Source organism: Streptomyces pathocidini, assembly GCF_001418495.1.
Lineage (GTDB): Bacteria > Actinomycetota > Actinomycetes > Streptomycetales > Streptomycetaceae > Streptomyces > Streptomyces pathocidini.
On record NZ_LIQY01000144.1, the window covers coordinates 1 to 10147 of the forward strand.

Genomic DNA, 10147 nt, shown 5'->3' on the forward strand with positions numbered 1-10147 from the left:
GCGGTGGCGGTCGCGACGCCGGCGAGCAGCGGCAGCCAGCCCCACCGCTCGGCGGGCACGTCCGGGGTGAGGTAGACGGAGAAGAACAGCCCGGAGCGGGCCGGCGCCGTCCACTGCCGGTCCAGCCGCCCGCGCCCGGACGTCTGCTCCTCGGCGACGAGCACCGCGCCCTGCTCGGCCGAGCCCGCGCGGGCCCGTTCGGCCAGGTCGGTGTTGGTGGACCCGGTCGCCTGGACGACGTCGAGGGCGGTCCACAGCCCGTCGGGGCGTACGAGGGCGTGGCGCAGCGCGGTGGCGTTCAGCGGCGGCCGCTCCAGATCGGTCCAGCGACCGCCGCCGCTCTCGCGGCCGCCGTCCCCGTGGTGCTCGCGGCCGCCGCCCCCGGGGGTTTCGGAGTGCTGTGGCGTCATGGCGTCAGCCTAGGCCCCGTACCAGTTCACGGCCCGCCTGCCGAGTCCCCCGCGAGGACGCATGATGTGGCCAAGACCGCACTGTCGGGGCGAGATCCCGCCGATACGCTACGAGTCGGTAGCAACCGCGGGAGACCCCGCCCGAGCACCCTCGCAGAACGCAACAGAACACCGCAGCGCCCATCCCCAGGACGACACCAGGACGAGCAGGAGCCGCATCCGATGTCCGAGCCGGATACCGCCCCCCAGAACATCCCAGCCCCCCACACCACCGCGGGCAAGATCGCGGACCTGCGGCGGCGTATCGAGGAGGCGACGCACGCCGGCTCGCATCGGGCCGTGGAGAAGCAGCACGCGAAGGGCAAGCTGACGGCCCGCGAGCGGGTCGAACTGCTGCTGGACGAGGGGTCGTTCACCGAGTTGGACGAGTTCGCCCGGCACCGCTCGACCAACTTCGGCCTGGACCGGAACCGCCCGTACAGCGACGGCGTGGTCACCGGCTACGGCACGGTCGACGGCCGCCCGGTGGCCGTGTTCTCGCAGGACTTCACCGTCTTCGGCGGGGCGCTCGGCGAGGTCTTCGGCGAGAAGATCGTCAAGGTGATGGACTTCGCGCTGAAGACCGGCTGCCCGGTCATCGGCATCAACGACTCCGGTGGCGCGCGCATCCAGGAGGGCGTGGTCTCGCTGGGCATGTACGGCGAGATCTTCCGCCGCAACACCCATGCCTCGGGCGTCGTTCCGCAGATCTCGCTCGTCGTGGGCCCCTGCGCGGGCGGCGCGGTCTACTCCCCGGCGATCACCGACTTCACGGTGATGGTCGACCAGACCTCGCACATGTTCATCACCGGACCCGACGTTATCAAGACCGTCACCGGTGAGGACGTGGGCTTCGAGGAACTGGGCGGCGCGCGGACCCACAACTCCACGTCCGGGGTCGCGCACCACATGGCCTCCGACGAGAAGGACGCGATCGACTACGTCAAGTCCCTGCTCTCGTACCTGCCTTCCAACAACCTCAGCGAGCCGCCCGCCTTCCCGGAGGTCGCGGACCTGGAGGTCTCGGAGGAGGACCGGGAGCTGGACGCGGCGATCCCGGACTCGGCGAACCAGCCGTACGACATGCACCGGATCGTCGAGCGCATCCTGGACGACGGCGAGTTCCTGGAGACCCAGCCGCTGTTCGCGCCGAACATCGTCACCGGCTTCGGCCGGGTCGAGGGCCACCCGGTGGGCGTCGTCGCCAACCAGCCGATGCAGTTCGCGGGCTGTCTGGACATCAACGCCTCGGAGAAGGCGGCCCGTTTCGTGCGCACCTGCGACGCGTTCAACGTGCCGGTGCTGACGTTCGTGGACGTGCCCGGCTTCCTGCCCGGTACGGACCAGGAGTACAACGGCATCATCCGGCGCGGCGCCAAGCTGATCTACGCGTACGCGGAGGCGACCGTTCCGCTCATCACGGTCATCACCCGCAAGGCCTTCGGCGGGGCGTACGACGTCATGGGCTCCAAGCACCTGGGCGCGGACCTCAACCTGGCCTGGCCGACCGCGCAGATCGCGGTGATGGGCGCCCAGGGCGCGGTCAACATCCTGCACCGCCGCACGATCGCCGCGGCCGAGACGCCCGAGCAGGCCGAGGAGGTGCGGGCCCGGCTGATCGCGGAGTACGAGGACGCGCTGCTGAACCCGTACGTGGCGGCCGAGCGCGGCTACGTCGACGCGGTGGTCCTGCCGTCGGAAACCCGGCGCCACATCGTGCGCGGGCTGCGTAGTCTGCGGAACAAGCGGGAATCCCTCCCCCCGAAGAAGCACGGCAACATCCCGCTGTAGGGCCCGCGGGCCCGGCTGTGAGACGTGAGGAGAGCCGCCATGTACAAGGTCGTACGGGGCAACCCGACCCCCGAGGAGCTGGCCGCCGCACTGGCGGTGGTCCAGGCGCGCCGCGCGGCGGCCTCGGCGGCGTCCGCGGCGCGGGAGGAGACGGACGAGTGGGCCGACAAGGAGCGGAACGTGCCGCGCCGGGCGCTGCCGCGGGCGGGCTCGAAGGCCTGGCGGAGCTCGTACTGGCCGAACTGAGGGACCCGCAGCGGGGCCGGACTGGCCCGATGTGATCGTGCCGCCTGAGTACGCGTACTCAGGCGGCACCGTCCTGTCTGGCGCAGGATCGGATCCATGCTGTGGTCCGACCCCTCCGACGAGCCCTCCGAGGAGTGGTGCGCGGCCGAGGCGAAGCTCCGGCGCGCGGGAAAGGTGCTGGCGGCGGCGCTGATGGTGCTGATGGTGCTGCTGATCTTCTGAGGCGCGACTCACAGGCGCGATGCGCAACCGCCTCCCCGCCGATTCCCGTCACCCCAGGTGAAACCCCGCCTTTCGGACACCTGAGGAGCCACCGCCATGAACAGGCCGCTGCGCCGTGTCGCCGTCTTCTGCGGTGTGCTGGTCCTCGCGCTGCTGGTGCGGAGCACCTGGGTCCAGTTCGTCCAGGCGGAGGAGCTGCAGTCGCACAAGAACAACCGGCGGGTCGCCATCGAACGGTTCGCGCAGCCGCGCGGGGACATCATCGTCGCGGGCAAGCCGATCACCGGCTCGGCGGAGACCTCCGGGGACTTCAAGTACAAGCGGGTCTTCAAGGACGGCCCGATGTACGCGCCGATCACCGGGTTCTTCTCGCAGGTCTACGGGGCCAACCACCTGGAGGCGCTGAACGACAAGCTGCTGTCGGGCACCGACGACCGGCTGTTCCTGCGCCACACCCTCGACATGCTCACCGGTGAGCCGCGGCGCGGCGGGGACGTCGTGACCACCATCGATCCGGCGGCGCAGAAGGCCGCGTACGAGGGGCTGGGCAAGAAGAAGGGCGCGGTCGCGGCGCTCGACCCGCGCACCGGCAAGATCCTCGCGCTGGCCAGCACGCCCAGCTACGACCCGTCGACGATCGCGGGCGGGTCCAAGGAGGACCGCGAGGCGTGGGAGCGGCTGGCGAAGGACCCGGACAAGCCGATGAACAACCGGGCGCTGAAGGAGGTCTACCCGCCCGGCTCCACATTCAAGATCCTCACCGCCGCGGCGGCCCTGGAGCACGGCCTCTACAAGGACATCGACGCCCCCACCGACTCCCCCGACCCGTGGACCATGCCCGACACGACCACGGTCCTGCCGAACCACAGCCCGACCGCACCCTGCCAGAACGCCTCGCTCAACGTCGCGCTGCAGCACTCCTGCAACAACGTCTACGGCAAGGCGAGTTCGGACCTCGGCAAGGAGAAGATGCGGGAGACGGCGGAGAAGTTCGGGTTCAACGACGCGAAGGTGGACACACCAGTGCGGGCCGCCGAGTCGATCTTCCCTAAGGGGATGGACCGGCCGCAGACCGCGATGTCCGGCATCGGCCAGGCCAGCGTCCGGGCCACCCCGCTGGAGGTGGCGATGATGACCGCGGCCATCGCCAACGACGGAAAGCTGATGAAGCCGTACCTGGTGGACGAGCTGCGCGGGCCCGACCTCTCCACGCTGGAGAAGCACGACCCCGAGGAGATGTCGCAGGCGGCCTCCGAGGACACGGCGCGCAAGGTCCAGCAGATGATGGAGGACACCGCCACGAAGGGCACCGGCAAGGCGGGCCTGATCTCCGGCGTCACGGTCGGCGCCAAGACCGGAACGGCCCAGCAGGGCACGGACAACAGCAAGCCGCCGCTGGCGTGGTTCATCTCGTACGCGAAGAAGTCCGACGGCTCGTCCCCGGTGGCGGTGGCCGTCATGATCGACCCCGAGGACAGCGTCCCCCGCGACCAGATCTCCGGCGGCGGCCTGGCGGGCCCGATAGCCAAGAAGGTCATGCAGGCGGTGCTGGGCCAGTAGGGGCCGCGGCGACGGGGCCGAGCAGGGTTCGCACACCGCCGGGCTTTCCGCCGTACCGATCGCCCGCCATCGGGTAGCGGGGACATCTCCGGGGACTCCGTCCCAGACCCCATTGGCCGGGACCGGGTGCCCGTCAGGCGGATGCCCGGGCCGCGGCGGCACCTACGCGGTCGAGCCCCAGGGGCAGCGCCCGGGAGTTCCCTCCCCCGCGACGGCGAGAGACCTCAGTGGTGGAGCCCGGAGGGGGCACTCCCCCTGGCTACCGCCGGGGCACCCCCACCCAGCGCTGGCCAAGGGGGAGCCGGACCGGTCTCGGCCCAGCGGGCCCGGCATTGTTGCGCGGGTCGCTCGATACGCTGGGGCGCATGACTGATCCGCAGGCCGCCGCCTCTTCCCGCCGTCGTCTCGTGCTCGGTTCCGCCTCGCCCGCCCGGCTCGGGTTGTTGCGGCAGGCGGGGCTGGTGCCCGAGGTGGTCGTCAGCGGGGTGGACGAGGACGGGATCACGGCCGGCTCCCCGGCGGAGCTCGCCCGGCTGCTGGCCGAGGCCAAGGCGGACGCGGTGTCCGTACGCCCGGAGGCTGCGGACGCGCTCGTCGTCGGCTGCGACTCGGTGCTCGAACTCGACGGGCAGGCGCTCGGCAAGCCCGCGGACGCCGAGGAGGCGACGGCCCGCTGGAAGGCGATGCGGGGCCGCTCCGGCGTCCTGCGCACCGGCCACTGCGTGATCGACACCCGGTCCGGCCGCCGCGCGTCCGCGACCGCCTCGACCACCGTCAGGTTCGGCGAGCCCTCGGACGCGGAGATCGCCGCGTACGTCGCGAGCGGGGAGCCGCTGAAGGTGGCGGGCGCGTTCACGCTCGACGGGCGCTCGGCGCCGTTCATCGAGGGCATCGAGGGCGACCACGGGAACGTCATCGGCCTGTCCCTGCCCCTCCTGCGGCGCCTGCTCGCCGAGGTGGGCACGGAGATCACCGAACTCTGGGCGTAGCGCCGGGGGTTGCGGCGGGGGCCGGCGTCGCGCGCCCCGGGCCGCCGGCACTCTCAGATCGCCGGCGTCCCAAGCCGCCGGGGCCTCAAGTCGCCCCGCGACAGGTCGCCCCGCGCTTCAGGTCGCCGGGGCCGGTTCCGTGCTGCCGCCGGGCTCGCCGTTCCCGGCTTCGGCGTCGGTGCCGGCGCGCTCCGGGCCCCCGCCGTCCGCCGACCCGTACACGATCAGCGCCAGCACGATCAGCCCGAACATGACCATCATGAACGCGAAGGCGGCCCAGCCGACGACCCCGACCACCACGATCGCCAGCACCGCGTGCACCACCGCCGCGCCGATGAGGAGGGCGCGCGCGAGACGGCCGGGCGCCCGGTCGCGTATCGCCGTGAGGAGCAGCGCCACCGCGCAGGCGGCGAGGTAGAGGCCGAAGACGCCGCCCATGATCCAGGTGGAGACGCTCATGGCGTCGGGGTCGAGCCCGGCGAGCGACATGTGCTGCCGGTCCACGCTGATGCCGAGCACCATGTTGATCAGCACGATGCCGACCGCCTCGACGAGCAGCAGCGCCGCCGCCACCGCGGCCACCGGTCTGCGAGCCATCACGCCCCACCCACCCCTGAACTTCGGTCGTTACCCCGGGTACTGAGAAGACATCGGGAACGCTACTCAGGGGTAAACCCATAGACAAGGGGTGTGGACAAGCCCCGCGGCTCGCCCGACCGGCGGCGCCGGATCGGCAAAGTTTCCGGCAGCCGTTCGTAGGGATTCCACAAAGAAACGCCAGCCCTCACAGGTCGCCCGGGTGGAGAGGTTGACCACACGGGAGTGCGGGCCGGGCACGTGAATTGCGGGCGTACCGTGGGACGACAAGGAGTTTCGACCCTCTGGCGGCGGGCGGATCACGTTCCGTGTGGGCAAGCTCACCCCGGAGGCCGACTCGGCAGGCCGTGTCGGCAGTCCCTAAACTCGCCTTGTTTTCAGGAGGGAGCCATCGTGCGCAAGGTGCTCATCGCCAACCGTGGCGAAATCGCTGTCCGCGTCGCCCGGGCCTGCCGGGACGCGGGGATCACCAGCGTAGCCATCTACGCAGACCCCGACCGGGACGCCCTGCACGTCCGCGCGGCCGACGAGGCCTACGCACTCGGCGGCGACACCCCCGCCACCAGCTACCTGGACATCGCCAAAGTCCTCCAGGCCGCCGCCGACTCCGGAGCCGACGCCATCCACCCCGGATACGGCTTCCTCTCCGAAAACTCCGACTTCGCCCAGGCGGTGCTCGATGCCGGGCTGACGTGGATCGGCCCCCCGCCCCAGGCCATCCGGGATCTGGGCGACAAGGTCGCCGCCCGCCACATCGCCCAACGCGCCGGCGCCCCCCTGGTGGCGGGAACCCCCGACCCCGTCTCGGGTGCCGACGAGGTCGTCGCCTTCGCCGAGCAGCACGGGCTCCCCATCGCCATCAAGGCCGCCTTCGGCGGCGGCGGACGCGGCCTCAAAGTCGCCCGCACCCTCCAGGAAGTCCCCGAACTCTACGACTCCGCCGTCCGCGAAGCCGTAGCGGCCTTCGGCCGCGGTGAGTGCTTCGTCGAGCGCTACCTCGACAAGCCCCGCCACGTCGAAACCCAGTGCCTCGCCGACCGGCACGGCAACGTCGCCGTCATCTCCACCCGCGACTGCTCCCTCCAGCGCCGCCACCAGAAACTCGTCGAGGAAGCCCCCGCGCCCTTCCTGAGCCAGACTCAGAACGACGAGCTGTACGCGGCGTCCAAGGCCATCCTCAAGGAGGCCGGGTACGTCGGCGCCGGCACCGTGGAGTTCCTCGTCGGCAGCGACGGCACCATCTCCTTCCTGGAGGTCAACACCCGCCTGCAGGTCGAGCACCCGGTCACCGAGGAAGTCACCGGCATCGATCTCGTACGCGAGATGTTCCGCATCGCCGACGGCGAGGAGCTCGGCTACACCGACCCGCCCATCCGCGGCCACTCCCTCGAATTCCGCATCAACGGCGAGGACCCCGGCCGCAACTTCCTCCCCGCCCCGGGAACGGTGACGACCTTCACCCCGCCGACCGGCCCCGGCGTCCGCCTGGACGCGGGCGTGGAGTCCGGCTCCGTCATCGGCCCGGCCTGGGACTCCCTCCTCGCCAAGCTGATCGTCACCGGCGCCACCCGCCGGCAGGCCCTCCAGCGGGCGGCGCGCGCACTGGCCGAGTTCCAGGTCGACGGCATGGCCACCGCCATCCCCTTCCACCGCGCCGTCGTCCAAGACCCCGCCTTCGCGCCCGAACTCACCGGCTCCACCGGCCCGTTCACCATCCACACCCGATGGATCGAGACCGAGTTCGTCAACGAGATCAAGCCGTTCGCGGCTCCCGTGGCGGACGAGGAGGGCGAGGCGGAGACCCGCGAGACGGTCGTCGTCGAGGTCGGCGGCAAGCGCCTGGAGGTTTCGCTGCCGTCCTCGCTGGGCATCGCGGCGGCTCCGGCGGCCGCCGGAGCCGGGGCCAAGAAGCCGAAGCGCAAGGCGGCGAAGAAGGCCGGTTCGGCCGCGTCCGGTGACGCGCTGGCGTCCCCGATGCAGGGCACCATCGTCAAGGTGGCCGTCGAGGACGGCCAGGAGGTCAAGGAGGGCGACCTGGTCGTCGTCCTGGAGGCCATGAAGATGGAGCAGCCGCTGAACGCCCACCGCTCGGGCACGATCAAGGGCCTGACGGCCGAGGTCGGCGCGGGCGTCAGCGCGGGCGGCGTCATCTGCGAGATCAAGGACTGACACCGGCCGTAGGCCGTATAGGCACCACCGGTACGACACACTGCGGGGCCCGTCGAGCGATCGACGGGCCCCGCGGCGTTACCTGAGCGGCTACCCAGTCCCAGGGCTACCGGCCACGCAGGCACCCAGATCTGCCGGTCCCGCAGATACCCAGCGCTACCGACCGCGCAGGTCGGCGATCCGGGCCGCCCGGTTGCCGCCCGCCGCCGCCTGCTGGTCCGCCAGGGCGGCGGTGCTGCGCAGCTGCGGGGGTCCGCCGGGGCCCGGCGGGTGGTTGCGCCGCGGGCCGGGCAGCGGCAGTTCGTCGCCGCCCTTCGCGGCGCCGGGCGGGCCCATCCGGCGCGGCCTGCGGCCACCGGGCGACGAGGCGGGACCGGCAGCCTCGGCACCGTGGCCGGGGTCCGCCATGCCGGGCCCCGCGACCGCGATCTGCACGCCCTGGTCAGCCAGGGCCTGCAACTCCGTCGCGGCCCGGTCGTCGTGGAGCGGCGGCTCGTCGGTGACCAGGCGGGTGATCACGTCCGTGGGCACGGTCTGGAACATGGTGTCGGTGCCGAGCTTGGTGTGGTCCGCGAGGACCACGACCTCGGCCGCGGCCTGGACCAGGGCCCGGTCCACGCTCGCCGACAGCATGTTGGAGGTGGACAGGCCGCGTTCGGCGGTCAGCCCGCTGCCGGAGAGGAAGGCGCGGGACACCCGCAGCCCCTGCAGGGACTGCTCGGCGCCGCTGCCCACCAGCGCGTAGTTGGAGCCGCGCAGGGTGCCTCCGGTCATCACGACCTCGACCCGGTTGGCGTGCGCCAACGCCTGGGCGACGAGCAGGGAGTTGGTGACCACGGTGAGTCCGGGGACGCGGGCGAGCCGGCGGGCCAGCTCCTGCGTGGTCGTCCCCGCACCGACGACGATCGCCTCGCCCTCCTCGACGAGACCGGCCGCGAGATCGGCGATGGCCGTCTTCTCCGCGGTCGCTAGATGGGATTTCTGCGGGAAGCCGGACTCCCTGGTGAAACCGCCCGGCAGCACCGCACCGCCGTGGCGGCGGTCCAGCAGTCCTTCTGCCTCCAGTGCACGCACGTCCCGCCGTACGGTCACTTCGGAGGTCTGGACGACACGGGCGAGCTCTCGGAGCGACACCGCTCCGTTCGCTCGCACCATTTCGAGGATCAATTGGCGACGTTCTGCAGCGAACACGAAACTGACAGTAACCCCAACGACCGTCTGGTTTCAGCACTTTGCGCCGAATAACAGAAGTTGTTCGTGGCGGCCGTTCAGAACTGATATACGGGTTGGTTGCCCTGTTCGCCGTTCAGCGGTCCCGCAGGCGACCGTACGGGACCCGAACTGCCGCCGTCACGCCTCGCGTTGCGTCTTCCGGGCGTGCAACTGGCGTGCGGTTTCGGCGATCGAGCCGGACAGCGACGGGTAGACGGTGAAGGTGTTGGCGATCTGCTCGACCGTCAGGTTGTTGTCGACCGCGATCGAGATCGGGTGGATCAACTCGCTGGCGCGCGGGGACACCACGACACCGCCGACGACGATGCCCGTGCCCGGGCGGCAGAAGATCTTGACGAAACCGTCCCGGATGCCCTGCATCTTCGCGCGCGGGTTCCGCAGCAGCGGCAGCTTGACCACGCGGGCGTCGATCAGCCCGTTGTCCAGGTCCGCCTGCGAGTAGCCGACGGTGGCGATCTCCGGGTCGGTGAAGACATTGGCCGAAACCGTCTTCAGGTCCAGCGGGGCGACCGCGGAACCGAGGAAGTGGTACATCGCGATCCGGCCCTGCATCGCCGCGACCGAGGCGAGCGCCAGGATCCCCGTGCAGTCACCCGCCGCGTACACGCCGGGGGCGCTCGTACGGGAGACCCGGTCGGTCCAGATGTGCCCGGACTCCTTGAGCCGGACCCCGGCCTCCTCCAAGCCCATGTCGGCGGTGTTGGGGATCGAGCCGACCGCCATCAGGCAGTGCGTGCCGGTGATCACGCGGCCGTCGGCGAGTGTGACCTCGACGCGGTCGCCGGCCTCTCCCTCTGCCTCCGCGCCCGCCTCGCCCGCCTCCGGCGAGGAGGGGCCCTGTGCCGATGCGGGTCCCTGTGCCGATGCCGGTCCCTGTGCCGATGCCGGTCC

The 10147-nt window shown here is 71.4% G+C and carries 10 protein-coding genes; 6 read left to right on the top strand and 4 right to left on the bottom strand.

What is annotated here, in order from left to right; all coding sequences use genetic code 11:
- On the bottom strand, positions 1-410 hold a 410-nt coding region (locus AOK16_RS08985; RefSeq protein WP_420865372.1), incomplete at its 3' end, for a biotin--[acetyl-CoA-carboxylase] ligase.
- Positions 411-632: 222 nt separating this feature from the next.
- Here AOK16_RS08985 and AOK16_RS08990 point away from each other — a divergent pair.
- From AOK16_RS08990 to AOK16_RS09005, 5 genes are all read left to right on the top strand, one after another.
- The gene (locus AOK16_RS08990) at positions 633-2240 is read left to right on the top strand and encodes an acyl-CoA carboxylase subunit beta (RefSeq protein WP_055471716.1); all 1608 of its coding nucleotides are present in this window, start codon (positions 633-635) and stop codon (positions 2238-2240) included.
- A 39-nt stretch (positions 2241-2279) separates the two neighbouring features.
- Positions 2280-2486 (top strand): acyl-CoA carboxylase epsilon subunit, encoded by a 207-nt coding sequence (locus AOK16_RS08995; RefSeq protein ID WP_055471717.1) that lies wholly within the window; start codon positions 2280-2282, stop codon positions 2484-2486.
- A gap of 96 nt (positions 2487-2582) precedes the next feature.
- Positions 2583-2708 carry a morphogenic membrane protein MmpB gene (mmpB, locus tag AOK16_RS28950; protein WP_276202486.1) on the top strand — a complete coding sequence of 42 codons (126 nt, stop codon included), beginning with the start codon at positions 2583-2585 and terminating at the stop codon, positions 2706-2708.
- A 96-nt stretch (positions 2709-2804) separates the two neighbouring features.
- Positions 2805-4268, top strand: a complete 1464-nt coding sequence (locus AOK16_RS09000) for a peptidoglycan D,D-transpeptidase FtsI family protein (RefSeq protein ID WP_055471718.1) — start codon at positions 2805-2807, stop codon at positions 4266-4268.
- Between the two features lie 365 nt (positions 4269-4633).
- A complete protein-coding gene (locus AOK16_RS09005; protein ID WP_055471719.1) occupies positions 4634-5257 on the top strand; it encodes a Maf family protein in 624 nt (207 codons plus the stop codon).
- A 117-nt stretch (positions 5258-5374) separates the two neighbouring features.
- Here AOK16_RS09005 and AOK16_RS09010 read toward each other — a convergent pair whose 3' ends face one another.
- Positions 5375-5854: a hypothetical protein gene (locus tag AOK16_RS09010; RefSeq protein WP_055471720.1), complete on the bottom strand. Its 480-nt coding sequence runs from the start codon at positions 5852-5854 to the stop codon at positions 5375-5377.
- 393 nt (positions 5855-6247) lie between these two features.
- Between AOK16_RS09010 and AOK16_RS09015 the strand changes: the two genes are divergently transcribed.
- Positions 6248-8023, top strand: a complete 1776-nt coding sequence (locus tag AOK16_RS09015) for an acetyl/propionyl/methylcrotonyl-CoA carboxylase subunit alpha (protein ID WP_055471721.1) — start codon at positions 6248-6250, stop codon at positions 8021-8023.
- 156 nt (positions 8024-8179) lie between these two features.
- Here AOK16_RS09015 and AOK16_RS09020 read toward each other — a convergent pair whose 3' ends face one another.
- Entirely contained in the window at positions 8180-9214 is a 1035-nt protein-coding gene (locus AOK16_RS09020; RefSeq protein ID WP_079101203.1) for a DeoR/GlpR family DNA-binding transcription regulator, read from the bottom strand.
- A 159-nt stretch (positions 9215-9373) separates the two neighbouring features.
- The coding region (locus AOK16_RS09025; RefSeq protein ID WP_240483465.1) for an FAD-dependent oxidoreductase at positions 9374-10147 on the bottom strand (774 nt) is incomplete at its 5' end.

Coding starts and splice junctions, on each gene's coding strand:
- AOK16_RS09005 (WP_055471719.1), top strand. CDS start 4,634: ATGACTGATCCGCAGGCCGCCGCCTCTTCCCGCCGTCGTCTCGTGCTC.
- mmpB (WP_276202486.1), top strand. CDS start 2,583: ATGCTGTGGTCCGACCCCTCCGACGAGCCCTCCGAGGAGTGGTGCGCG.
- AOK16_RS08995 (WP_055471717.1), top strand. CDS start 2,280: ATGTACAAGGTCGTACGGGGCAACCCGACCCCCGAGGAGCTGGCCGCC.
- AOK16_RS08990 (WP_055471716.1), top strand. CDS start 633: ATGTCCGAGCCGGATACCGCCCCCCAGAACATCCCAGCCCCCCACACC.
- AOK16_RS09000 (WP_055471718.1), top strand. CDS start 2,805: ATGAACAGGCCGCTGCGCCGTGTCGCCGTCTTCTGCGGTGTGCTGGTC.
- AOK16_RS09010 (WP_055471720.1), bottom strand. CDS start 5,854: ATGGCTCGCAGACCGGTGGCCGCGGTGGCGGCGGCGCTGCTGCTCGTC.